The following is a 24779-nucleotide window of genomic DNA, read 5'->3' on the forward strand; positions in this document are numbered from 1 at the left end:
GTCCGCCATGGTTCTACGCCTCCGCACATGGAGCTGATTCGTGTGGCGGAATCTGTCTTCGTGTGACGCCCGATGACGTCACGAAGATTTTTTTGTCCTTCTTCGCAGCACAAATGTTGCGTTCCGCGTCGTCACGAATCGGCGCACGTGCCGCCTCGCTCCTAGCGTGAGCGTTCGAACCCGCACGCACGATGTCCCCGATGTGTGCATCAGCCCTCTGGAGGAGATCGATGTCCAAACCGAGTCAAACGCCCGACCCCCAGGCTTCTGAGGCTTCCGCTGGAGCCGACGCGACCGAGCAGCCGGTCCGTAAGCGGCGCCGCCTGACGGGACTGCAGCCACTCGTGGTGGGTGTCGCTGCAGCGCTCGTGGTGGGGATCGGCGTCGGCTTGGGCGGGGGAGCGCTGCTGTGGAAGCAGGACGGCACCGCCTCCGCGGCGAAGAACTCGGCCGCCGGCTCGGCGGACGCCGCTGCGTCGGAACCCGCTGTGGATGGTTCCGCTGTCGATACCTCACCCCAGCAGGTGGATCGCGTGCGCACGGATCCGGTGGAGGAAGCCGTACACGAGCTCAAGGACTCCGGCTTCAAGCCGGTGAAGTCCGGGAAACTGACCATCGCGACGACCTCCGGTAACGCTCCGCTGACCTTTCACGCCTCGGACGGTTCCACCGTGGTGGGCTCCGAGGTGGACGTGGCCCAACTCCTGGCCGACGGCCTTGACCTGGACCTTGAGGTGAAGACCACCAGCTGGGCCGACTGGCCGCTCGGCGTGCAGTCCGGCAAGTACGACGTCGTGGTCTCCAACGTCGGCGTCACCGAGGAACGCAAGGATCTCTTCGACTTCGCCACCTACCGCCACGGACTGCACTCCTTCTTGGTGCGCAAGGACGCCGGCATCAAGCAGATGGATTCCGCCGCCGACATTGCTGGTAAGAAGATCGTGGTGGGGTCCGGGACCAATCAGGAGAAGATCCTGCAGGCCTGGAACGAGTCCAACAAGAAGAAGGGCCTCGACGAGGCAGAACTGGTCTACTACGACGACACCTCCGCAGGCATCCTGGCCGTGAAAGCCGAGCGTGCCGACGCGTACTTCGGCCCCAACCCGTCGCAGATCTACCAGGCCAGGGTGGACAAGGAAATGACGGCCGTGGGCCTCGTCAACGCCGGCTGGCCCGACAATTCCGATGTCGGAGTAGCCACGGCCAAGGACAACGGACTCGTCGAGTCCTTGGCCACCGTGCTGGAGCACGATCTGAAATCCGGTGACCTCAAGAAGTCCCAGCAGCGTTGGGGCCTCGAATCGGAGGTCGTGGAGAAGGTGGAGGTCAACCCGGCAGGGATGCCGAAGCCGGAGAAGAAGGACTGATCGGTCCGAGGCCGACGCAGGGAACCTCAGTGGGGGAGTACCGCCTGCACCTGGGAACGAATGGCACCCACGATGTCCTCGACGCTACTGTCCGCGTACTCGCTTGAGGCCATCGTCAGGAACATGATCGCGGAGGCGACCCTGGCGTACTTCGCTGCGTCCTCGGTGGTCACGCCTAGGTGCTCTATCAGGATGCCTGCGATCGCCTCCCCTGTGCGTCCGGAGATGGCCAGTGCCTGCGCGTGATGGGGTTCGGCGGGATCGCCGAAAACCATCTCGCGCAGGTACGTGCGCCCGTTGCCGACGTGCACCCTGTTGCATTCGATGATCGGGGTCAGTAGCGCCAGCAACGCCTGGAGTGCCTCGTCCTGGTGTGCAGCGGCGGCCCGCCCCCGCTCCAGGGCCGTGGCGTAGTGGCTGTTCTGGACCAACAAGAGCAGTTCGGCCTTGTTCCGTGCATAGAGGAACAGGGTGCCGGTGCCGATGTCGGCCGCCTCCGCGATCTGGTGGGTGGTGACCTCGTCGATGCCGTGTCGAGCGAAGAGTTCGCCGGCGGCCGCGGTGATGCGTTCCAACTTGGCCTGCTTGTTCCGTTCGCGTCGTCCGAGAGGGGCGTCCGGCATGGGCATGAATCGTCTCCTGGAATAAAAACTGACTGCAGTCGGTTTTGAGTAGAGTCATTGTTGAATGGTCCTGGGTGATCTCGGGTTCATTCTCCCATTGGCCGCGACGACCACCCCAGGTCGTCGACTCCACGCCACCAGCGATTACTCAAGGAACCGAACTCATGACCTCTCTGAACTCCATCTGGACGCCCTTCACCCTGGGAAACATCGACCTGGAACACAGGCTCGCGCTGTCACCCATGACCCGGAGCCGGGCCAATCCGGACGGCACACCTGGTGTCCTCGCCGCCGAGTACTACGCTCAGCGAGCCTCTCTCGGATTGCTGATCACGGAGGGCACTCAGCCTTCGGAGGACGGGCAGGGCTTCATGTTGACCCCTGGCATCTACACGCCGGAACACGTGGCCGGCTGGCGCAAGGTCACCGATGCGGTACATGAGCAGGGCGGGCACCTCTTCATCCAGTTGATGCACGCCGGACGCATGTCTCACCCGGACAACACCCCACACCACCGTCAGCCGGTGGCGCCGTCCGCCATCTCCGCCGAGCAGGAGATGCACACGAGCACAGGAAAGAAGATCACCCCGATCCCGCGCGAACTGACCGTGGCTCAGATCCAGGACGTGGTGGGCGAATTCCGCCACGCCGCGGCCTCGGCCGTGGAAGCGGGTGCCGACGGGGTGGAGATCCATGCGGCCAACGGCTACCTGCTTCACCAGTTCTTGGCGCCCAACGCGAACCAGCGCACCGATGAGTACGGCGGATCCATCGAGAATCGCGCCAGGATCGTCGTCGAGGTGGCGCGGGCTGTCGCCGAGGAGATCGGTGCGGAGCGTACCGGCATCCGGATCTCCCCGGCCTTCCCACTCGGAGGGCTGCATGAGGGTGACGTCGATGCAGTCCGGGCGCAGTACCGCTATCTGGTCGGCGAACTCGCGAAGCTGAACCTGGTCTACCTGCATGTGCACCATCTGGGCGACGACGAGCTGCTCTCGTCGTTGCGTGAGGCATGGCCCACCGCCATGCTCGTGGTTCGCTACGGGCGCGAACGCGGCGGCATCGCGGCTGACATCGACCGCGGGCTGGCGGACATCGCACCCCTGGGCCGCTTTGCGCTGGCCAATCCCGACGTCGTCGAGCGATTGCGCGCCGGCGCCCCACTGAACGAGGTGGATCCGAGCACCATCTACGGCGGAGGGGCACACGGCTACGTCGACTACCCCGTCCTGGCCCAGGCCTGAACCACAACGAGAGGAACCCCATGACATCCCTCAAGCAAGCGGTGGTCCTGGTCACAGGGGCCAACCGTGGTATCGGCGAGCACTACGTTCGCGAGGCGCTGGCCCGCGGTGCGTCCAAGGTATACGCCAGTGCTCGTAACCCCAAGGAATGGGACGACGAGCGCATAGTCCCACTCAGGCTCGACGTCACTGATCCGGCCTCCATCCACGACGCCGCAGCGCAGGCCTCGGACGTGACCATCCTGATCAACAATGCCGGCATCTCACCCGGAACCCCCGGCTTGCTGGCGCACAGCGATGAGGAGATCCGCAGCTCGGTCGAGACCAACCTTCTCGGGCCGCTGAATCTGATCCGCACCTTTGCTCCTGTCCTCACCGCCAACGAAGGTGATACGGCGATCATCGACATGCATTCCGTCTTGGCCTGGTACGCCGTGGCGGGAATCTACTCGGTGACCAAGGCAGCACTCTGGTCCATGACGAATGCCCTGCGCCTGGAGCTGCAGCCCGCCGGTGTACAGGTGGTGGGTGTCCACGTCGGGTGGGTGGATACCGCCATGGCGGCCCACATCACGGAACCGAAGGTCGACCCGGCCGACTTGGTGGCCCAGGTTTTCGACACCGTGGAAGCCGGCGGCTACGAAGTCCTCGCGGACGAGGTCTCCGTGCGGCTCAAGGCCGGGCTGTCACAGCCGCTGGAGTCCATATATCCGCAGCTGGGTGTCGGCCCGGAGGTGTGAGAGGACATGAAATGAGACTCGCCCCTCGGCACACATCCTGCGGTGCCGAGGGGCGGGTCTCTTGATCGGAGTGCCCCCGAAAGGATTCGAACCTTCGACCTTCCGCTCCGGAGGCGGACGCTCTATCCACTGAGCTACAAGGGCAGCGCACACGAGCCTAGCACCGGGCGGGGCAAGTCACCCAATCGACGTTTTCCCCCGTGCCCCGGGATGACGATGGGACGGGACGCGCCAGAAGAGCGCCTTAATGGCCTCGTTGGCGGCCACGTACGCCACGGCCACGGCGACGATCAGGCCCACCAAGTTCAGAGGGGGAATACTCAGGCGTAACAGCGCGCCGACCGGTGTCAGCGTCAGCAGGAAGGCCAGCGCCGCCACCAGCGCACCGAGCAGGACCAGGATCCGGGACGGCTTGGAGCGCCACAGTGGTCCGCGCGTGCGCAGGCTGAAGAGGACCAGCACCTCCGTGAGGACGGATCCGAGGAACCAGGCGGCCTGGAACTCCTGCTCCCCTGAGTGGAACCCCGCTCGCAGGATCCAGAAGGTGAAGAGGTCGAAGCAGGAGGAGAGCACACCGAAGACGAGCATGTAATTGCGGATGAGCCGCAGGTCCCACCGTTGCGGGTGGGCCAGCTGCTTGGCGTCCACCCTGTCGGTGGCAATCGCCGTAGCCGGAAGATCGGTGAGCAGATTGATCACCAGGATCTGTGCGGCCAGCAGCGGCAGGAACGGCAACACCACCGAGGCCACGGCCATGGAGATCATGTTGCCCACATTGGCCGAGGTGGTCATCTGGATGTACTTCATGGTGTTGGCGAACGTGGCCCTTCCCGCCAGCATGGCCTGCCGCAGCACGCCAAGGTCCTTCTCCGTCATGACCAGCGACGCGGATTCCGCGGCCACGTCCGCCGCACCCTGGACGGAGATCCCCACGTCCGCCGCCTTGAGCGCCGGAGCGTCGTTGATGCCGTCGCCCATGTAGCCGACGGTGTGCCCGGCTCTGCCCAGCGCCTCGATGATGCGGTGCTTGTGCGCTGGGCTGGTCTCGCAGAACACGTCCGTGGACGCGGCCCGGCTCGGGAGCTCCTCCTCGCCGATCCCGTCCAGTTCGGTGCCGGTGAGGATGGCCTCCGGGTCGAGGCCCAGCGCCCCGGCGGCGTGCCTGGCCACGGGGTGGGCGTCACCGGTGATCATCTTCACGGCCACGCCGGCGTCGTTGAAGGCCTCGATGGTCCCGGCGGCGTCCTCCTTGATGGGATCGGCGAAGGTCAGCAGGCCGATCAGCGTCATCCCGGCCTCGTCCTCCACCGCGATGTCCGGATCCTGGACCTCCTTGACGGCCACCGCCAGCACCCGCACACCCTGGGCCCCAAGATGCTCGACGGTTCGGTTCGCCTCGGGCAGCATCGTGTCCAGGTCCACGACGGCCCCGTCCTCGCCCACCGCGTGGGCGCATCGGAGCACCACGGCATCGAAGGCGCCCTTGGTGACCATGACGGCGGAGGCCGAGCCCACGGCGTCGGGCATGGCTGTTGCGTGTGGCAGCGGCCAGATGGGCTCTGCGGAGGCGACCGCGACGGAGAGGAGTTTGCGCTGGAAATCGTAGGGAACCTCGCCCACGGCGCGGGCGCCGTTCGTGTCCAGGCCCGCGGCGGACGCCGCCTGGGCGATGGCTCGGTCCATGGGATTGATCAGGCCGCGCTGCAGCGTGGCGTTCAACGCGGCGGTGGCCAACAGCCGAGGTTCGGGTTCGCCCAGCACATTGATCGGAGCCGAGAGCCTGATCAGTCCCTCCGTCATGGTGCCCGTCTTGTCGGTGCAGAGCACGGTCATGGCCCCGAAGTCCTCGATGGCGTTGAGGCGCTTCACGATGACGTGGTGGGCGGCGATGGTGCGTGCGCCCCGGGCCAAGGACAGGCCGACGATGGCAGGCAACAGTTGCGGGGTCAGACCAACGGCCAGCGAGAGCGAGAAGAGGGCAGAGTCCACGAGAGGGCGCCGCAGCACCAGGTTGACCACGAAGATGACCACGACGAGAACCACCATGATGCGGGTCAGGAGCAGACCGAACCTGGTCATGCCTCGCTCGAAGCCGGTGGGCTTGCGTTTGGCGGTCAGCGATGCGCTCACCTGCCCGAATTGCGTGTCCCGACCGGTGGCCACCACGACCGCAGTGCCGTGACCGGAGGCCACGTGGGTGCCGGAGTAGAGCAGGTTTGAGCGTTCGGCCATGGCCGTGTTCTCCGGGACGGGGCCGGGCGTCTTGGTGACGGGGTAGGTCTCACCGGTGAGTTCGGCCTGGTCAAGCTCCAGGTCGTGCGACGAGAGGACCATCGCGTCAGCCGGGAGGAGGTCGCCGCCGGAGACCCGGATGACGTCGCCTGGCACCACGGCGTCGAAGTCGACCTCGAGGGGCTTGCCGTCCCTGAACGTGGTGGCCTGCAGCTTGGTGCCGGCCAGAAGTGCGCTCATGGAGTTGGCCGCGCCGCGCTCCTGGGCGAAGTCCAGGACACCGGAGAGCAGCACGATGACCAGGATGATGGTGGCATCCAACCAGTCGCCGAGGACACCCGAGAGGACCGTGGCCGCGATCAGAACGAGCATGATCGGGGACGTGAATTGATGGGCCAACAGCGCCCAGCCGTTGTGTGAGCTCCGGTTGGTGACAGCCCTGGCCCGCGTGGCAGGGAGAGCCGCCGCGGCCGCCTCCGAGCTCAGTCCCGTGGTCGAGGAACCGAGGCAACGTAGGACGTCGTCCGCTGTGCGGGTGTGAAGGGGAGCCGGTTCACGCGTGGTGGTCACTGGGCCATGGTGGACCCGGGGGACAGACTTCGCCAAGTGCCTGCCGCCGGGGTGCGGTCATCCGGTGGCATCCAGTCCCGGAATACCGGGCTGCCTCGGTACGAGGCGCAGCCGACCCTGGTGGAGCTTCGTGTGGTGATGTCGGCAGAGTAGGACTCCGTTGGAAACCGTGGTCGGTCCGTCGAGTGCGGCAGGCTGCACGTGGTGGGCGTCGCAGCGCAGGCCGGGAACATGACAGTCGGGGACGGCGCAACTGGTGAAGGTTGTGAGCAGGACCCTGCGTTGCGCCGGCGTGAAGGTCCTCCGCTCGGTCACGGAGTAGGAGAGGAAATCGCCACGTCGGGTGGCCACGATCTCCGTGATGGCGGAGCACAGGAGGGTTCCGAGCCTGGACAGGGGAATGGTTTCCCCAGTGGCCGGGAGAAGTGCGGAATCGAGGAGGCGGGGATCCTGGAGCAGCGACGAACCGAAGAAGGGCGGGGCCGGGGTGCAACGATCAGGAGAGTCCTCTCCTTGATCGGGACCCGGGCCGTTCGTCCTCAGGCCCGAGCTGTTCTTCCTCAAGTACTGGGTCGGATCGTCGTTGCGGAGGAAGTGTTCTCGATTGAGCAGTTCGATGAGCCCGTTGACCCCAGCGACTGCCTCGTCCGTGAGGAATCCCGCCTCGCCGGTGCGGAGCAGCGTGCGGATGGCCCGCCCGACGGTCCGGTCCACGACCGTTGTCGCGTCGCCGTCGGCGGTGCGGCCCCCGGAATGGCCCACCCGGCCGGGGCGGCCCACCTGGCCGGCGCGGTCGAGGGTGATCGAGTCGGCCAGGCCGAGCTCCTCGATCGCCTGAGAGTTCAGGATCTTGAGCACCTGCTCTGCGCGGGCCAACAGGATCACCCGCGGGGGAGCCCCGCCTTGGTCCGGAGCGGTCTTGGCAGCGAGTCCGAGCAGGGTCACGAACGCGTCGTGCTGGGCCTGGGGGAAGGTGACGGGATCCTCGTCTGGGAAGCGGAAAGTGTGTCCGACCTGATCGACGTCCGTGACGTGGAACGGTAGGACCGGGTGGGTCCCGCCCTCGGTCGGCTCGGCGCCGGCAGCAGTCGGCTCGGCGCCGGCAGCGGTCTTGGGGTCAAGGATCGCGGAGAGCAGGACGGTGAGCTGTTCGTAGGCCTCCGGGGTCAGGGTCGCGGTGAGCCGTGCCGGGTCGCCTGGTTTGCGGCCGGGTTTCAGGGTGAGGCTGCGTTTGGCCTGGACCTCGTTGTCGGCGGGTTCGGGACCATCCTGGTCTATGAGCTCGGCCAGCTGCTTCCCGAGCCGCTTCAGCTCCTCGGGGTGCATGCCGACCCCGTATCGACCCGTCGCCAGGTCGCTGGGGTCAAGGGTGTCCGGCGGGGTTCCGATGCGTCCGCCGGTGGCGTGGCCCACCAGGATCGATTCCACGGTGGCGAGGACTTCGGGATCCACGCCGGACTTCCTGCGTGCCACAGGTGTGAGCGCGGAGGCGATGGCCTCGGCCTGCTCCAAGGTGAGCGCCGCGTCCTGGACGGCGGTCGCGAGGACGGGGAGCAACGGTGGCATGGGGGAGAAGGAACACCCCTCACCTCCGGTGATGGCGGTGCGCACGGTCTTGGTGTCCCGTAATTGTTTTGGGGAGTGCAATAAGTACTTCTTGATGGTGGCTTCCGGGGAGCGTTCCCCGAGACGGTCGCTGATCCTTTGCGGCTTCTCGATGAAGGGGTCGGAGCCCGTCATGATGATTTCTGCGCAGATAGTTCGTAAATGATCGATTTCCGCGCTGAGGGTGTTCACTGCGGACAGGACGTCACGGAAATCCTGGATGGTGGGTCGGCGGGTGGTCGGGGAGAGGTTCTGCTCCGCTTCGGGGACCAGCGCCCCTGTGGCCTGCCGCTGCAACTCGGATCCGTCGCGGCCGAAGAAGCCCTGGATCATGGTGGTGGCGGAGGCGTTGGACGATGCCGCGATGTCCAACATGCCGAGGATTTCCGGCATCTCGGCGACGAATGGTGCGTGCGTTTCTGCCGTGATGGTCATCGTTGTCACCCCCTGTGCCGACGCCCCCTCGACGCCTGATCCCGATGCCGAAATCCCCCGGATCTCAGTCTCCGATCTGTTTCTGCAATCCTACTCCAGGGCCACGTTAGATGGTAGAGAAAGTGGTATAGAAGTAAGTGTCGTCCTTTCCGTTGAACATCTGTTTTCGGTATGCCAGAGAATGTGTCGAACAATATCGAGAAGAATTGTGAACACGGGGTGCAGCCCGGTCTCTTCGATGCGGGTGGAGTGACAGGTGCCTCACACGTGGGCAAGCAGACGTGGGCGGCGCCGGAATCCCCGGTAGAATCGTGCCTCGTGACTCCCGAAGAACTCTCCGCCAGCCTGTCCCGTATCCTTTCCGACCTCGTTGCCTCCGGGCGCGTGCAGGTGGAACTCCCCGGAACGGTCAAGGTGGAGCGACCCAAGCAGCGCGATCACGGCGACTGGGCCACCAACGTGGCCCTGCAGCTGGGTAAACGCGCCGGGATGAATCCGCGCGATCTGGCGCAGCTGATCGCCGACGCCTTGGTCGAGGTTCCCGGTGTGGCCTCGGTGGACATCGCCGGCCCCGGCTTCATCAACATCCGCCTCGATGCCGCCGCCGCAGGGGAACTGGCCAAGGCCATCGTCGAGGCCGGTTCGGCGTACGGCCGCAACGAGACCCTGGTTGGCCACACCATCAACATGGAGTTCGTCTCCGCCAACCCCACCGGTCCGCTGCACATCGGCCACACCCGCTGGGCCGCCTTGGGCGACGCCATCGTTCGTGTCCTGCGTGCCTCCGGCGCAGACGTCCAGGCCGAGTACTACATCAACGACGCCGGTAACCAGATGAACACCTTCGCGCTGTCCATCTACAACCGCCTCCACGGCCTGCCTGTCCAGGAGGGCGGCTACCCGGGCCAGTACATCGCGGACCTGGCTCAGGCCATCGCCACCGAGCACCCCGAGGTCAAGGCCCTCACCGAGGAAGCCGCCATCCCCGTGCTGCGCCAGTTCGGCTACGAGCTGCAGATGGCGGACATCAAGAAGACCCTCGCCGATTTCGGCGTCAGCTTCGACAAGTACTTCTCCGAGACCACCCTGCACGAGTCGGGCGCCATCGCCTCCGCCGTTGATCACCTGCGGGAGCAGGGCCACGTCTTCGACCAGGACGGCGCCGTCTGGCTGCGCACCACGGTCTTCGGTGACGACAAGGACCGCGTGCTGATCCGTGCCAACGGTGAACCCACGTACTTCGCGGCGGACTCCGCGTACTACCTGGACAAGAAGAACCGTGGCTTCCCGGAGAAGATGTACCTGCTGGGTGCCGATCACCACGGCTACGTGGGTCGCCTCAAGGCCATTGCCGCCGCCGCAGGCGACGACCCGGAGAAGAACATCGAGATCCTCATCGGCCAGCTGATGAGTGTCAACGGCGCCAAGCTCTCCAAGCGTGCAGGCAACATCATCGAGCTGCGCGACCTGATCGACTGGCTCGGCTCGGACGCCCTGCGCTATTCGCTGGAACGCGTGCCCGCCGATTCCCCGATCACAGTGGACCCGGAGGTCCTCAAGAAGGCCTCCAACGACAACCCGGTGTTCTACATCCAGTACGCCCACGCTCGTTCCCGCCAGGCCGCCCGTCAGGCCGAGGCACGTGGCGTGGACCGCTCCGAGTTCGACGCCTCGCTGTTGACCGATCCCACCGAGAACGAGCTGCTCGCCGCGCTCGGCCAGTTCCCTTCGGTGGTGGCAGGCGCGGCCAAGGCCCGTGAGCCTCACCGCGTGGCCCGACACATCGAGGCCGTGGCCTCCGCCTACCACTCCTGGTACGGCGCCTGCCGCATCACTCCAGTGGGTGAGGCTGCCGTGGAACCCGTGCACCGCACGCGCCTGTGGCTCAACGATGCCGCAACCACGGTGATCGCCAACGGACTGGACCTGCTTGGCGTTTCCGCACCGGAGAAGATGTGACCATGTCGCAGCCGCAGCATTCCACACCGGTTGGGCACGACGCCGAGGTGCAGGGCACCTTCGACCGCATCGCGGCCGGGTACGACACCATGAATCGGCTCATGACCTTGAACCGTCATGCCGCTTGGTGCGCCGACGTTGCGCGCCGGGCCACCACCGTGCAGGGCAGCGACTATCTCGACCTGGCCACCGGCACCGGCGTCATCGCACGGTCCGTCCAGGCCCGTCGCCCCGGTTCCCACGTGGTGGGCGCCGACTTCTCCGAGGGCATGCTGGACGTGGCGCGCAGGCAGGACCCGGAGTCTCCCATCACGTGGGAGTTCGCGGACGCCCACGAGCTGCCCTATGGCGACGAGTCCTTCGATGCCATCACGCACGGCTACCTGATGCGTAACGTCTCCGACCTGGACAAGGTCTTGGGGGAGCAGTATCGCGTCCTGAAACCCGGCGGGCTGGTCGTCGCGCTGGAATCCTCACCTCCAACCGGGCCGCTGGCGCCGTTCGTCAGGATCGGGATGCAGGCTGTGATCCCCACCCTCGGCAAGGTTGTGGCGAAGGATCCGGAGGCCTATCACTACCTCACGGATTCCACCCTGGGGTTCCTGCCGCCCAAGCAACTCAAGGATCGCTTCGAGCGAGCCGGTTTCACGGATGTCGTCTACACGCCGCACTTCCTCCGCACCAACGTGATCTGGCAGGCGCGCAAACCGCGCTGAGCTAGTCCGTATCGACGGCAGCCCGTCTGCTGAAGACGCGCACCAGGACGCGCAGCGCCAGGACCATGGCGATCAGGCCGAGCACCGCGGCGCCCAACTGTGCCAGAGACAACTGCTCGGTGAGCATGGCTCCACCGTGACTGGTGGCCAGGTTGACCGCGACCACGGCCAACACGGCGGCAAAGATCACGGACAGGGCGTCGTCCAACATGCGACGCAGCCAACGGCGCTCACCGACGTCAGCCAAGGGGCGGGTGTTCACATTGAACTCACCGGCGGCGAGTGCATCGGTGATGCGTTCCACCCGGTCCGGGATGCGCTTGGCCACCGATCCCACCACGAGGGCCTCCACCCCAGCGCGTTTGACCGCACGAGTGGGGGAGGCGAGTGCAGCGAGGACACCGGGCATGGCTGAACGTGCGCCCTCCACCAGTGAGTTCCCTGGGACCAGGGCCTTGAGGGTGTCCTCCACCGCACCGAGCGTGCGGAAGGCCCCGGCGATGTCACCGGGTACCCCGATCCGGTGCCCGCGCAGCAGCTGGACCAGATCGGAGAAGAGGGTGGAATCGGTCTCCCCAGAGGCATGGACGCGGGCCAGCAACCGGCCGAGGTCGCGTTTCAGGGCGCGAGAGTCGACATCCGCAGGAAGATCGAAGATCATCTGCAATGCGGTGGTGGCGACCACCGCATCGTCCTCCAGGATGGCGCCGATCAGCCCGGCCAGCAGTTTCCTGGTCTCCTGATCGATCAAGCCCACCGCACCGAAATCGAGGATGCCCAACTGGTGTTCCGGCGTGACCAGAATGTTGCCGGGGTGCAGGTCGGCATGGAAGAACCCCTCCACGAGCACGCCACGGATGACCCACTCCAACAACGCGTGAGCCAGTTCCTCGCGGCGTTCAGGAGTCATGTCATCCACGGCCTGGGGGACCGGAACGCCCTCGATGAGATCCATGACGAGGACCTCGTCCGTGGACAATTCCTGGTCAACTTCAGGGACCACCAGTTCCGGCACGTTCGCCGTGAGACGGCGCCCCACCTTGGTGTTGAAGGCCTCGATCCCGTAATCCAGTTCCTCGTTCATGACCTTGACGAGGCCCACGGTCAGCTCCTCGAATCCGATCTCACTTGCCCACCCGAAGCGCCGGTTGGCCGTGCGGGCAAATCGCAACATGATGTCGGAGTCCACGGTCACCAAGTGTGCCGCCGTAGGGCGGCGGACCTTGACCACCACGTCGCGGCCATCGGTGGTGCGCGCGGCATGAACTTGGGCGATCGAGGCCGCGCCGAGCGGTGTCGGATCAAGCCGCCCCAACACCTGGTGCGGGTCGCGGCCCCAGGCCCGTTCCAACACTGTGACGATCTCGGAGGTGGGAACGGGAAGCGCCGAGGACTGCAGTTTGGACAGCGCCGTCGCCGTACTCGGAGGAATGACGTCGGGACGGGTGGAGAGCAGCTGACCCAACTTCACGAAACTGGGGCCGGCCTCATCCAGTGTCCGCACCAGTGCGGCGTCGAAGCGCTCCGAGCGCGGGCCCTGTTGCAGGGCTCCGGAGAAGCCGGATCTGGTGACGATCCAGGCGAGTTTCCGGTATCGCACCATGCGTCTCCAGGCCTTGGCGATCAGGGCAGGCCATGACAGGACGGAAGGGATGGAGCCGGTGGGAAGCAGGGCCTCGAGGATGACGACCACAGCCGTGCACAGCACCAGTGCCCAGGCGAAGGCAAGGACGAGCAGGCCGATCAGCAAGAGGACGGGGATCTTGAGCTGGTCGCCTCCGTCCAGGAATCCGACCTCTCTGGCCATCCAGACCGTGACCGGTATGAAGGCCACCAGGGCAACGTAGGAGACAAAGACGCTGCGGGGCCAACCGACCTGGGCTCCAAGCAACTGGCGTACCACTGCGGCCATGAGCCCTGCCAGCGCCAGGTTGACCAGGAGCGCGATGAGCCAGCCTAAGACGGTCACGGGATGTATGCCTCCGGGGTCGGCTCCGCTGCGTCGACGGCCTTCTGGAACGAGGCCATGACGCCGAGCATGTTCTGGGCAAGAGGGGGTAAGTCGTCCCAGCCGGGGGAGTCATCGGACGTGGCCGACTCGTCCGTGTACATTTCCTTGCCCCAGGCCAGCGCCTGTTCGTTGGCCTTCAGCGTCGTGTAATTCAGCACGGTGTCCATGAAGGAGACCCTCCACCCTCCCTGGTCCTTGACCGCGGCGACGCCGAAGCGGTCAGGATTCTCCAACCCGACCCCGAAGTCGATGGGACCGCTCGGTCCGCCCGCCGACTGCGGTAGCGACAGCTTTGCTCCGTCGAACTCCAACGAGCCGAGCATCGGGATGGACAACTTCGTGGAACCCATGGAGACGATGGCGAGGTCGTCCTTGACCTGGTGGGACTTCAGCCCCCAATCGAGACTCACCATGGAACCGATCCGGCCCATACCGCCCATATCGGAGGAGTCCGCCCCGGCGGCCGCCTGGTCGAGGAAGGGGCGATACAGCATCAGGGATCGACGCTCCGGCAGTGCCAATCGGGACACCACCGGGTCTGCGTAGAGGTCCTTGACGCTCTTGGCATCCAGTAGGTTGTCGATCAAGTCGCTGAACGCCTTGTCCGGTGATGATGCGCCCTTGGAGGTCGTGGGATCGGCGTCCCAGTCCGGCTCGGGCTCGGAGGGGCCGTCGGCGTCGTCGGCCACATCGGCCAGACGTGAGGACTCGATGCCCGTCAACACGGGGGAGAGGTACCAACCGGACTCCTCCTTGACCATCACCAAGCGCAGCGGTTGGTCCTCGTCGATGATGTCGCCGCTGTGCTTCAGGTCCTCGTCGCTCGCGTCTCGTAGGTCCTGCAGCATGGACTCGACGGAGTCCGCCCCCTGTTGCTTACCGACCTTCTTCAGAGCCTTCTCCATGGCCTCACGGTCCACGGCAACGTCGAGGTCCCACGATGTGACGTCCACGGCGGCCAGGTGCTTGCCCTGGTGTGAAACCTTGCTGGTGAGCTTGGAGCGCTTCACGTCCACTGCGTCCAGGATCTCGTCCGCGGAGCTCAGCGCGGAGACCGGATCCTGGTCTTCCTTGCCCGTGATGGCCTGGTGCAGGCCTGAGTCCTTCAGTAGCGCGGCGACGTTCTGGGCGTAGGGCGCGTACTCGGACGGGGCTACTTGCGCGGCCAGCGCCATCACGTCCTTGTCCGCAACGTTGCGCTCCAGCGCGGCCGCCGCCTTGGCGGGGGAGGATGCTCCACCGTCATCCTTGTTCCGAACCAGGAAATACACCACGGTCCCGGCCACCAAGGCGAGCACCACGGCACCGACCACCCAGTACACCCACAGCGGGACCCGCCGTTTCGGCGGCGTCGGGCCCGCCCCCTGGGGACCAGGCGCATCCGGCGGCCCCGGTGGCGCTGCCAACACTGGCGGCCCAGTCACCACCGGCGGGAGCGAGCCGGCGGGCTCACCGGGAATCGTCTCGCCCCATGGGGCTCCCGGCGTGGGACGGGCCTGCTGTGGGCCGCTGTCCGACGGCGTGTTGTTGCCTGATGCGGTATCGCTGGTGCTCATGATCTGAACTCCTCGTGACGGGCAACCCTTGCGGATTCGGTGGCCCCAGCCTACGTGGCCGTGATCCCGAACATGCGTCGAGAATCCGGAGAGGGATCCGGCTTGCGTCATGGAGGCCCGCGGACGTCCGTTGCCCCGGTAGGCTCGTATGTGCCGCACTTGTCGGCAGGCCGCTCGAGCGGCACTTGCACAAGATCCATGTGTATCAAGAATCAGTGAAGGACGCCGTGCCCGCATCACCCCTCGCACCCACCTGGCTCAGCTTCCCCGGCCCCGGGTCGGATCTGACCCCGGAGAACGGGGTCGCCTTGTTCCCTGCCTCGGCGCATCGAGACGGCCAGGGCGTTCTTGAAATGGGCGGCGTCAGCGTCAACGACTTGGCGCGGCGCTACGGCACCCCGCTCTACATCGTGGACGAGGACGAGCTGCGAACACGTGCGCGTCGTTTTCGTGAGGCCTTCAACGAGGCCTTCGCCCCGCTGTGCGACGGCGCGGACGTCTATTACGCGGGCAAGGTCCTGTTGAACACCTCCGTTGCTCGCTGGATCACCGAGGAAGGCCTGCGCCTGGACACCGCCTCCGCCGGCGAACTCGCGGTGGGGCTCGCGGCGGGCGTGGACCCCGCCAACATCGGCCTGCACGGAAACAACAAGTCCGACGACGAGATCACCCGCGCGCTCAGCCTCGGCGTAGGACGGATCATCGCGGACTCGGTCGAGGAGGTTCACCGCCTCCAGGCCGCAGCCGCCGAACTCGGGGTCACCGCCCCCGTCATGCTGCGCGTGACCCCCGGCGTGCACGCCGGAGCTCACGACTACATCGCCACCGCCCACGAGGACCAGAAGTTCGGTCTCTCCCTGATCCCCCGCACCGGCCGGGACGTCTCGGACGCGGAGGAGGCCGTGGCCCTGGCGCTCTCCGCGAGCAACATCGAGCTGCTCGGGCTGCACAGCCACATCGGCTCCCAGATCTTCGGGACCGACGGATTCGCCGAGGCGGCGCGCAGAGTGATCGGCTTCCTCGGGCGGATCCGTGAGACCCACGGCGTGGAACTGCCCGAGATCGACCTGGGCGGTGGCTACGGCATCGCCTACACCGAGGCGGACCAGCCCATGACGCCCGAGGCCCTGGCCGCCGGCATCGCGGAGGCCGTTGCGGACGCCTGCGCCGGTGCAGACATCGCGGTGCCGCGCGTGAGTATCGAGCCCGGCCGCGCCATCGCCGGCCCCGCAGGAGTCACGCTGTACTCCGCGGGAACTCGCAAGGACGTGGAGGTGGAGTCACAGGACGGGCCGGCCACGCGTCGCTACGTCTCCGTGGACGGTGGGATGAGCGACAACGCCCGTCCGGTTCTCTACGACGCCGACTACTCCGTGGTTCTGGCCTCACGCGTGTCCGACGCGGAACCGGTGCTCTCCCGTGTGGTCGGCAAGCACTGCGAGTCCGGCGACATCGTCGTCAAGGACGCCTACCTCCCGTCCGACCTGGATCGCGGTGACCTGCTCGCGGTACCTGCCACGGGCGCCTACTGCTGGTCCCTGGCGAGCAATTACAACTACCTTCCGCGCCCCGGCATCGTCGCTGTGTCCGGCGGCACAGACCGCGTGATCGTGCGCGGCGAGAACGAATCCGATCTGCTCTCCCGCGATGCGGGCATCTGAGCGGCACGTACGCACATGAGACACGATGAGGAGAACATGAGCCAGGAGACCAGGACCGTGAAGGTCGCATTGCTCGGAGCAGGAACCGTTGGCGCGGAAGTGGCACGGATCCTTGCCGAGGACGAGGCGATCCTCACCTCCCGCGCCGGCGCGCGCCTCGCCCTCGATTCCGTGGTGGTTCGCAATACCCAGGCCGACCGTGGCCCGTACATCCCGCGTGACCTCATCACGGCCGACGCCGAGGCGGCCGTGGACCGTGCCGACCTGGTCATCGAATTGATGGGCGGCATCGACCCGGCTCGCGGCCTCATCGAACGTGCACTGAACCGCAGCGTCCCCGTGGTCACCGGGAACAAGGCCCTGCTGGCCACCCACGGTGATTCCCTCTTCGCGCTGGCCGCGGCCAACTCCACGCTGCTCAGCTACGAGGCCGCTGTGGCGGGTGCCATCCCGATCCTGCGGCCCCTGGCAGAGTCGCTGGCAGGCGACACCGTCACCAAGGTGATGGGCATCGTCAACGGTTCCACGAACTACATCCTGGACAAGATGGACCGCGAGGGCGCAGACCTCGAGGACGTCATGCAGGAGGCCTCGGAGCTGGGCTACCTCGAAGCCGACCCGAGCGCGGACGTGGAGGGATACGACGCCGCGGCCAAGGCAGCTTTGCTCGCTTCCCTCTCCTTCGGTGGAACCTTCACACTCGATCAGGTGCACACCGAGGGCATCACCCAGGTCACCGCGGCCGACGTCACCGCCGCCCGCGAGTCCGGGCAGGTCGTGAAATTGCTGGCCATCGTGGAGAAGGCAGAAGCCGGTGTGCTGATGCGCGTCCACCCCGCGCTGATCTCCCGTGAGCACCCCCTCGCCGCCGTCCACGGCGCGTTCAACGCCGTGTTCGTCCAGGCGGAGAATGCCGGCGAGCTGATGTTCTACGGGCAGGGCGCCGGGGGCGCCCCCACAGCGTCGGCCGTCATGGGCGACGTCGTGATGGCCGCCCGCGCGCTGGTCACCGGTGCGGCACCAGCCGCCGGCTCCACCGGGGCCGAGGTCGCGGCGCTGCCGGTCTCCGCATCCCTGACGCGCTACGCGCTCGGGATCGACGTGGTGGACGCACCGGGTGTCCTTGCACGTATCTCCACGGTGTTCGCCGAGCATGGCGTCTCCATCGAATCCATGCAGCAGTACGGTCGCTCGGGCCTCGACGAGGACTCGAACGTGCGCCTGCGCATCATCACCCACGAGGGACGGCAGTCAGCGTTGGACGCGACCGTCGCCGCCGTGAATCACCTGGACGTGGTGGAAGCCATCACGTCCGTCATGCGAGTGGAAGGGAACTGAACCCGATATGGCGCACGTCTGGCGCGGGGTCATCCGCGAATACGCCGATCGTCTGCCCGTGGAGGAGGGGGACACCATCGTCACCCTCGGCGAGGGAGGCACACCCCTGGTGTACGCCCCCGCACTGTCCGCGGAGACCGGGAACCGGGTCTACCTGAAGGTGGAGGGGATGAACCCTACCGGCTCCTTCAAGGACCGCGGCATGACCATGGCCATCACGGCCGCCGTGAAGTCAGGGGCCAAGGCCGTGGTGTGTGCCTCCACCGGCAACACCTCCGCCTCCGCCGCTGCCTTCGCGCTGCAGGCAGGTCTGACCTGCGCCGTGCTGGTGCCGGACGGCAAGATCGCCATGGGCAAGCTCTCCCAGGCCGTGGCCCACGGCGCCAAGATCCTGCAGGTGGACGGCAACTTCGACAACTGCCTCGAGGTGGCCCGCAAGCTCTCCGAGTCCTATCCGGTGTTCCTGGTCAACTCGGTGAACCCGAACCGCATCGAGGGGCAGAAGACCGGTGCCTTCGAGGTCGTCGACCTGCTCGGAGACGCCCCCGATTACCATCTGCTTCCCGTCGGCAATGCCGGCAACATCACGGCCTACTGGAAGGGCTACAAGGAGTACGCCTCCGACTACACCCGCGAGGACGGAACCGTGCTGCCCGCCGTCTCCAGCAAGACCCCCGTGATGTGGGGCTTCCAGGCCGCAGGGTCCGCACCGATCGTTGCAGGGCACCCCATCCTGGAGCCGGAGACCATCGCCACCGCCATCAGGATCGGCAACCCCGCCTCCTGGGAGAACGCCGAGGCCGCCCGTGACGAGTCCGGTGGTCTGATCGACGCCGTGACCGACGACGAGATCCTCGAGGCCCACCGCTGGCTCTCCTCCAAGGAGGGCGTCTTCGTGGAACCCGCCTCCGCCGCCGGTGCAGCCGGTCTGCTCAAGCACCATCGTGCGGGAACCGCCCCCAAGGACAAGACCATCGTCATCACGGTCACCGGCCACGGTCTCAAGGACCCCGACTGGGCCATCAAGGAAGCCGACGGCGACGACGTGCGCCCCACCAAGGTCGACTTCGACGTGGTGGCCGTTGCGGATGCGCTGGGCCTGAAGTGACCGCCGTCGTACCCGAGCTCACCGGGCTGGTGAAGGTTCCCGGAGGGACCACTCCGCTTCTCGGGGCGGGCGTGTCCGTTCACGTGCCGGCCACCAGCGCCAACCTGGGGCCGGGGTATGACACCTTGGGCCTGGCGCTCGGGTACGGCGACGATCTCACCACCCGGATCGTGGCGGGTACCGGCCTTGCCACGGTCCGGATCACCGGGCAGGGCTCAGACTGCCTGCCCACGGACGGTACGCACCTGGCAGCCCGCACCATCAGGCTGGCATGGGACGCCTGGGGAGTGGACCACTCTCAGGTGGACCTGGAGCTCACCGCGGTCAACAGGATCCCACACGGCCGTGGACAGGGTTCCTCCTCCGCAGTCATCGTCGCGGCGGTCGCCACCGCTGCGGCCACCCTGCCGCAGGAACTGGTTCTTCGTCCCGGACGAGACGACGTGTTCGAACTCGCCGCTCGCCTGGAGGGGCACCCGGACAACGTTGCACCGACGGTGTACGGCGGGCTCACCATCGCCTGGGAACAATCCGACGAACACCGTCGTTTCAGGGTGGCGCTGCCCACCCCGCACTCCGGCGTGGTGCCGATCGTCGCGGTTCCGGACGTGATCCTGTCCACCGAGGTGGCCAGGGGACTGCTGCCGGCCGAGGTGCCTCATGCGGATGCGGCGGCCAACGCTGCAGCCGCGGCCCTGATGGTGCACGCACTGACCCATGAACCGGCCCTGTTGCCGTCGGCGGCTCGCGATCGTCTGCACGAGGGATACCGCGCCCCGGCCATGCCGCACACCGCGCGACTCATCGAGCAGGCGCGTTCAGAGGGGTTCGCGGCCACCGTTTCCGGCGCAGGACCCACCGCCCTGATCCTGGTCGAAGCCTCCCAACGCGAGGAGGCCCTGACTCTGCTGGGCAGGCTCACGGAGAACTCGGATGTGACGTGGACCGTGTCAGCGCCCGGGATCGATACATCCGGTGTTACAGTTGAGGTGCACCGGCCGGTAGCGTAATGGGGGCACCACACAGGTTTCCTTCCATTCTTGACCGTGTCCGTGCATCCCGCCCAAAGCTCCGTCAGGCGACTCGAAGTCAGTAGTCGTTCCCGAGACTTTGCCCCATGCGGGTCAGTCGGGGCGCAGAACGCAGCCGCGTGCGTCCCGCAACGATTCCATGTTTCGCATCAGTCGGTATGGAATCATCCGGACCGCCATTTTCGAGGACGCCTCGTCAGGCCCGTCCGGCACCGAACACGAACGAAAAAAGGAACCTTCGTGACCGTCACCACAGACGTGGACACCAAGCAGAAGCCCAAGCAGGGCGGGCTTTCCGCACTCAAACTCGCACAGCTGCAGGAACTCGCTGCCCAGCTGGGTATCTCCGGCGCCAAGCGCATGCGCAAGGCCGACCTGGTCTCCGCCATCTCCGACCATCAGCGCGGCGGCTCGGTGGCCGACCGCGATGCAGCCGAGAAGGCCAAGGCAGAAAAGAAGGCCAAGGCTGAGCAGTCCAAGGCAGAGCAGGCCAAGGCCGAGCCGTCGGAGAAGCCCGCCAAGTCCGCCACGGCCGACGCCGCGGACCAGGGCGAACAGGCCGCTCCGAAGCGCACGCGGCGCCGTCGTTCCGCGACCTCGGACGCGGGCTCCCCGTCGAACGCCTCCGACTCCGCCTCGCAGGAGAAGCCGGAACAGGCAGAGGCTCCCAAGGCCGAGGCCCAGCTGTCCGTGAAGGAGCGTGCGCAGGCACAGGCCGCGTTGCGGGCCGAGCGCGAGCAGGCCATCGCCGCAGCCGCAGATGCAGGCAACCCTCGCCGTCGTCGTTCCCGCCGCAACAACTCCGGCACCGAGGACGCGCAACAGGAGAACAACCAGGCCGAGGCCAAGCCGGCCGAGAACGCCGAGAACGCCAAGCAGGACTCGGGCGAGCGCCAGAACGAGAAGCAGGGCGAGCGCCAGGGTCAGAAGCAGGATGGCCGGCAGGGCGAGAAGCAGAACGACGAGCGCGGGGAGACCCGCAATCAGCGCAACCGCAATCGCAACCGTAACCGCGACGGTGAGTCCGGTATCGACCAGGGTGGCAACAAGCAGAGCAACGATCGCAACAACAATGATCGTGGCGGCAAGCAGGGCGGCAACAAGCAGAACAACGACCGCAACAACCGCCGCGAGCGTCAGCGCGAGCGCAACAACCAGCGCAACCGTCGCGGCCGTGGCCGCAACCAGTTCGAGGTCGAGGACGTCGAACTGACCGAGGACGATGTGCTGCAGCCCGTGGCAGGCATCCTCGACGTGCTCAACGACTACGCCTTCGTTCGCACCTCCGGCTACCTGCCCGGCCAGAACGACGTCTACGTCTCCCTGCAGCAGGTGCGCAAGTATCACCTGCGCAAGGGCGACGCCGTGGTTGGTGCCGTGCGCGCTCCCCGCGAGGGCGAGGAGCGGGAGAACAACTCCTCCCGCAACCGCTACACCCCGCTGGTGAAGCTGGCCACCGTCAACGGTGTCCCGGTCGAGGAGAACAAGAACCGCGTCGAGTTCAACAAGCTCGTCCCGCTCTACCCCCAGGAGCGTCTGCGCCTGGAGACCGACAGCAAGTTGGTCGGCCCCCGTGTGATCGACCTGGTGGCCCCCATCGGTAAGGGCCAGCGTGGCCTCATCGTCTCCCCGCCCAAGGCCGGTAAGACCATGGTGCTGCAGTCCATCGCTGCCGCCATCACCGAGAACAACCCCGAGGTCCACCTCATGATGGTGCTCGTCGACGAGCGCCCTGAAGAGGTCACCGACATGCAGCGTTCGGTGCGTGGCGAGGTCATCGCCTCCACCTTCGATCGCCCCGCAGAGGACCACACCACGGTGGCGGAATTGGCCATCGAACGCGCCAAGCGCCTCGTGGAGCAGGGCAAGGACGTGGTGGTCCTGCTGGACTCCATGACCCGCCTGGGCCGTGCCTACAACCAGTCGGCACCGGCCTCCGGTCGCATCCTCTCCGGTGGTGTCGACGCAGCCGCGCTGTACCCGCCCAAGCGGTTCTTCGGTGCGGCACGCAACATCGAGAACGGCGGATCCCTGACCATCCTCGCCACCGCTCTGGTGGAGACCGGGTCCAAGATGGACGAGGTCATCTTCGAGGAGTTCAAGGGCACGGGCAACATGGAGCTGCGTCTCTCCCGCCAGCTGGCGGACAAGCGCATCTTCCCGGCCGTGGACGTCAACGCGTCCTCCACCCGTCGCGAGGAGCAGCTGCTCTCGCAGGAGGAGATCCGCATCATGTGGCGTCTGCGCCGCGTGCTCTCCGGTCTGGATCAGCAGCAGGCCCTCGAACTGTTGCTGAAGAAGATGAAGGAGACCTCCTCCAACGCGGAGTTCCTGATGGTGGTCAACCGCACCACCCTCGGCGAGAACCGCTAGCAACGCAGACCGCGCCCGGGCCGCCCCATCCTCTCAACGGAAGGGGTGACGGCCCGGGCGCGTTCGCGTTCCCGCACCATCCGCACGCACCGCCCGCACCACAGCACACAGGGAAGCCATCATCATGTTCGAAGCCGTAGAGGCCCTCGTCGAGGAACACGCTCAGATCCAGCAGCGTCTGGCGGACCCCGCCGTGTACCAGGACCAGGGTCTGGCCAGGAGACTGGGGCGCCGCGGTGCCGAACTCAACGCCGTGGTGGAGACCTACCATCGGTGGAAGCAGATGGGGGAGGATCTCGAGGCGGCTCGTGAGATGGCGAGTCTCGACCCCGAGTTCGCGGCCGAGGCGGAAGAGCTGGAGAAGGAACGCCCCGGGGTCGCAGAGCGGCTGCGCAGGCTCCTGATCCCGCGCGACCCCAACGACGCCCGTGACGCCATCCTGGAGGTCAAGGGCGGTGAGGGTGGTGAGGAAGCCGCACTGTTCGCCGGTGACCTCTTGCGCATGTACACGCGCTACGCGGAGTCCCGAGGGTGGAAGGTGGAGATGATCTCCTCCACCGAGTCCGACCTCGGTGGTTACAAGGACGCACAGATCGCGATCAAGGGCAAGGGTTCGGATCCGGCCGAGGGCGTGTTCGCCTCGCTGAAGTTCGAGGGCGGCGTTCACCGCGTGCAGCGCGTGCCCGTCACGGAATCCCAGGGGCGCATCCACACCTCCGCCGCAGGCGTGCTGGTCTTCCCCGAAGTGGACGCACCGGACGAGATCGAGATCCTCCCCAATGATCTCAAGATCGACGTCTACCGTTCCTCCGGACCCGGTGGTCAGAGCGTGAACACCACGGATTCCGCGGTCCGCATCACCCACCTCCCCACCGGCATCGTGGTGGCGATGCAGAACGAGAAATCGCAGCTGCAGAACCGCGAGGCGGCCATGCGAGTGCTGCGCTCCAGGCTGTTGGCGCACCAGCAGGAACAGTTGGACGCGGAGAACGCCGATGCCAGGCACTCCCAGGTGCGCACCATGGACCGCTCGGAGCGGATCCGCACCTACAACTATCCGGAGAACCGCATCGCCGACCACCGCACCGGGTACAAGGCCTACAACCTGGACCACGTCCTGGACGGCGACCTGCAGCCCGTGATCGACTCCTGCGTCGCCGCCGACGAGGCGCACCGCCTGGCCACACTGGAGGACCAAGCATGAGCGGCCATTTCGTCGGCTTGCCTGAACCCTCGGGATCCGCCGCCACAGGCGCGCCGATGTTCGACGACGCGTTGCCCGCTCCCGTCGGTATCCCCGCCTCGTTGGGGGAAGCGGCCGATCTGCGGGCGGCACTGCGTGCCGCCACCGCCGCACTGCGTGCGGCCCACATCGAGTCCGCTCGTAACGATGCCGAGGTCCTTGCAGCCCACCTTCTGGACGTGGACCGCGGCAGGCTGGCCGTGATGGCGTTGATGGGGGAGGACGTCCCCGCGGGCTACGCGGAACTCGTGGCAGCCAGGGCACAGCGCGTGCCTCTGCAGCATCTGACCGGGAGTGCGCCCTTCCGGCAGCTGGAACTGCAGGTGGGGCCAGGGGTGTTCGTTCCTCGCCCGGAGACGGAACTCGTGGCCGGCGCAGCGATCGACGCCGCACGGGCCGTCCTGGGTGCGGGAGTGGAACGCCCCCTGGTAGTGGATCTGTGTACGGGGTCGGGCGCCATCGCCGCTGCCGTGGCAACTGAGCTGCCTCAGGCCGAGGTCGTTGCCGTGGAACTCTCGGACAACGCCCTGATCTGGGCCGCACGCAACCTGGAGGCGACCGGAGTGGAGCTCCTCCACGGCGACGCGCGGGTGGTGGGCAATCCAGGAGAAGTGGGGGAGGGGCTGCAGACAAACGTGGACGTGCTGATCTCCAATCCGCCCTACATCCCGGGAACCAGGCACCATGCGGATCCCGAGGTGGGGAACCACGATCCGGTCGAGGCCCTCTATGGCGGAGGGGCGGACGGCATGGACCTCCCGGCCGCGCTGATCCGCCAGGCCGCACTCCTGCTCAAGCCGGGCGGCACCCTCGTCATGGAACATGATGAGACGCAGGGCGAAGCCATGCGGCAGGCGACGGGGACCGCGCAGTGGAGTGACGTCGTCGTGCATCAGGACCTCACCGGGCGAGATCGCTTCACCACCGCGGTTCGCACCGCAGCCGCAGCCGACGTGGGAGAATAGCC

17 protein-coding genes and 1 tRNA gene are annotated in these 24779 nt (G+C 66.6%); 12 read left to right on the forward strand and 6 right to left on the reverse strand.

Features of this window, described 5'->3' with window-relative positions; all coding sequences use genetic code 11:
• Positions 1-230 precede the first annotated feature (230 nt).
• Positions 231-1367: a transporter substrate-binding domain-containing protein gene (locus Q0A15_RS09835; RefSeq protein ID WP_291279354.1), complete on the forward strand. Its 1137-nt coding sequence runs from the start codon at positions 231-233 to the stop codon at positions 1365-1367.
• Positions 1368-1393: 26 nt separating this feature from the next.
• Here the strand turns inward: Q0A15_RS09835 and Q0A15_RS09840 are convergent, their stop codons facing one another.
• Positions 1394-1990, reverse strand: coding sequence for a TetR/AcrR family transcriptional regulator (locus Q0A15_RS09840; protein WP_291279355.1), 597 nt, complete (start codon positions 1988-1990; stop codon positions 1394-1396).
• Positions 1991-2154: 164 nt separating this feature from the next.
• On the opposite strand from Q0A15_RS09840, the gene Q0A15_RS09845 reads away from it, so the two are divergent.
• Positions 2155-3234, forward strand: a complete 1080-nt coding sequence (locus Q0A15_RS09845) for an alkene reductase (RefSeq protein WP_291279356.1) — start codon at positions 2155-2157, stop codon at positions 3232-3234.
• 20 nt (positions 3235-3254) lie between these two features.
• The gene (locus Q0A15_RS09850; protein ID WP_291279357.1) at positions 3255-3974 is read left to right on the forward strand and encodes an SDR family oxidoreductase; all 720 of its coding nucleotides are present in this window, start codon (positions 3255-3257) and stop codon (positions 3972-3974) included.
• Between the two features lie 71 nt (positions 3975-4045).
• Here the strand turns inward: Q0A15_RS09850 and Q0A15_RS09855 are convergent.
• The 3 genes from Q0A15_RS09855 to Q0A15_RS09865 form a co-directional block, all read right to left on the reverse strand.
• A tRNA-Arg gene (locus Q0A15_RS09855) sits at positions 4046-4118 on the reverse strand.
• Positions 4119-4151: 33 nt separating this feature from the next.
• Positions 4152-6776: a magnesium-translocating P-type ATPase gene (gene mgtA, locus Q0A15_RS09860; RefSeq protein ID WP_291279358.1), complete on the reverse strand. Its 2625-nt coding sequence runs from the start codon at positions 6774-6776 to the stop codon at positions 4152-4154.
• Positions 6777-6833: 57 nt separating this feature from the next.
• Positions 6834-8816, reverse strand: coding sequence for an HNH endonuclease signature motif containing protein (locus Q0A15_RS09865; RefSeq protein ID WP_291279359.1), 1983 nt, complete (start codon positions 8814-8816; stop codon positions 6834-6836).
• 318 nt (positions 8817-9134) lie between these two features.
• Here Q0A15_RS09865 and argS point away from each other — a divergent pair, with 318 nt between their 5' ends.
• On the forward strand, positions 9135-10775 hold the full coding sequence (gene argS / locus Q0A15_RS09870; RefSeq protein ID WP_291279360.1) for an arginine--tRNA ligase: 1641 nt from the start codon (positions 9135-9137) through the stop codon (positions 10773-10775).
• A gap of 2 nt (positions 10776-10777) precedes the next feature.
• Positions 10778-11491: a ubiquinone/menaquinone biosynthesis methyltransferase gene (locus Q0A15_RS09875; RefSeq protein WP_291279361.1), complete on the forward strand. Its 714-nt coding sequence runs from the start codon at positions 10778-10780 to the stop codon at positions 11489-11491.
• A 1-nt stretch (position 11492) separates the two neighbouring features.
• Here Q0A15_RS09875 and Q0A15_RS09880 read toward each other — a convergent pair whose 3' ends face one another.
• Both Q0A15_RS09880 and Q0A15_RS09885 read right to left on the reverse strand, forming a co-directional pair.
• Positions 11493-13460 (reverse strand): AarF/UbiB family protein, encoded by a 1968-nt coding sequence (locus tag Q0A15_RS09880; RefSeq protein ID WP_291279362.1) that lies wholly within the window; start codon positions 13458-13460, stop codon positions 11493-11495.
• Positions 13457-15058, reverse strand: a complete 1602-nt coding sequence (locus tag Q0A15_RS09885; RefSeq protein ID WP_291279363.1) for a hypothetical protein — start codon at positions 15056-15058, stop codon at positions 13457-13459. The genes Q0A15_RS09880 and Q0A15_RS09885 overlap by 4 nt, the downstream gene beginning before the upstream one ends.
• A gap of 227 nt (positions 15059-15285) precedes the next feature.
• Here Q0A15_RS09885 and lysA point away from each other — a divergent pair, with 227 nt between their 5' ends.
• From lysA to prmC, 7 genes are all read left to right on the forward strand, one after another.
• Positions 15286-16719 (forward strand): diaminopimelate decarboxylase, encoded by a 1434-nt coding sequence (gene lysA / locus Q0A15_RS09890; protein ID WP_291279364.1) that lies wholly within the window; start codon positions 15286-15288, stop codon positions 16717-16719.
• Positions 16720-16755: 36 nt separating this feature from the next.
• Complete coding sequence (locus Q0A15_RS09895; RefSeq protein WP_291279365.1) at positions 16756-18057, forward strand: homoserine dehydrogenase; 1302 nt, start codon at positions 16756-16758, stop codon at positions 18055-18057.
• Positions 18058-18064: 7 nt separating this feature from the next.
• Positions 18065-19165 carry a threonine synthase gene (thrC, locus tag Q0A15_RS09900; protein WP_291279366.1) on the forward strand — a complete coding sequence of 367 codons (1101 nt, stop codon included), beginning with the start codon at positions 18065-18067 and terminating at the stop codon, positions 19163-19165.
• Positions 19162-20175 carry a homoserine kinase gene (gene thrB, locus Q0A15_RS09905; protein WP_291279367.1) on the forward strand — a complete coding sequence of 338 codons (1014 nt, stop codon included), beginning with the start codon at positions 19162-19164 and terminating at the stop codon, positions 20173-20175. The genes thrC and thrB overlap by 4 nt, the downstream gene beginning before the upstream one ends.
• 261 nt (positions 20176-20436) lie before the next feature.
• Positions 20437-22569: a transcription termination factor Rho gene (rho, locus tag Q0A15_RS09910; RefSeq protein WP_291279368.1), complete on the forward strand. Its 2133-nt coding sequence runs from the start codon at positions 20437-20439 to the stop codon at positions 22567-22569.
• 124 nt (positions 22570-22693) lie between these two features.
• The gene (prfA, locus tag Q0A15_RS09915; protein ID WP_291279369.1) at positions 22694-23773 is read left to right on the forward strand and encodes a peptide chain release factor 1; all 1080 of its coding nucleotides are present in this window, start codon (positions 22694-22696) and stop codon (positions 23771-23773) included.
• Positions 23770-24777, forward strand: a complete 1008-nt coding sequence (prmC, locus tag Q0A15_RS09920) for a peptide chain release factor N(5)-glutamine methyltransferase (protein WP_291279370.1) — start codon at positions 23770-23772, stop codon at positions 24775-24777. The genes prfA and prmC overlap by 4 nt, the downstream gene beginning before the upstream one ends.
• The last annotated feature ends 2 nt before the right edge of the window (positions 24778-24779 follow it).

It is taken from the genome of Galactobacter sp. (assembly GCF_022712295.1).
Taxonomy (GTDB): domain Bacteria; phylum Actinomycetota; class Actinomycetes; order Actinomycetales; family Micrococcaceae; genus Galactobacter.

Coding starts and splice junctions, on each gene's coding strand:
- Q0A15_RS09840 (WP_291279355.1), bottom strand. CDS start 1,990: ATGCCGGACGCCCCTCTCGGACGACGCGAACGGAACAAGCAGGCCAAG.
- Q0A15_RS09875 (WP_291279361.1), top strand. CDS start 10,778: ATGTCGCAGCCGCAGCATTCCACACCGGTTGGGCACGACGCCGAGGTG.
- thrC (WP_291279366.1), top strand. CDS start 18,065: ATGGCGCACGTCTGGCGCGGGGTCATCCGCGAATACGCCGATCGTCTG.
- Q0A15_RS09895 (WP_291279365.1), top strand. CDS start 16,756: ATGAGCCAGGAGACCAGGACCGTGAAGGTCGCATTGCTCGGAGCAGGA.
- prmC (WP_291279370.1), top strand. CDS start 23,770: ATGAGCGGCCATTTCGTCGGCTTGCCTGAACCCTCGGGATCCGCCGCC.
- prfA (WP_291279369.1), top strand. CDS start 22,694: ATGTTCGAAGCCGTAGAGGCCCTCGTCGAGGAACACGCTCAGATCCAG.
- Q0A15_RS09885 (WP_291279363.1), bottom strand. CDS start 15,058: ATGAGCACCAGCGATACCGCATCAGGCAACAACACGCCGTCGGACAGC.
- Q0A15_RS09865 (WP_291279359.1), bottom strand. CDS start 8,816: ATGACCATCACGGCAGAAACGCACGCACCATTCGTCGCCGAGATGCCG.
- Q0A15_RS09845 (WP_291279356.1), top strand. CDS start 2,155: ATGACCTCTCTGAACTCCATCTGGACGCCCTTCACCCTGGGAAACATC.
- Q0A15_RS09850 (WP_291279357.1), top strand. CDS start 3,255: ATGACATCCCTCAAGCAAGCGGTGGTCCTGGTCACAGGGGCCAACCGT.
- Q0A15_RS09835 (WP_291279354.1), top strand. CDS start 231: ATGTCCAAACCGAGTCAAACGCCCGACCCCCAGGCTTCTGAGGCTTCC.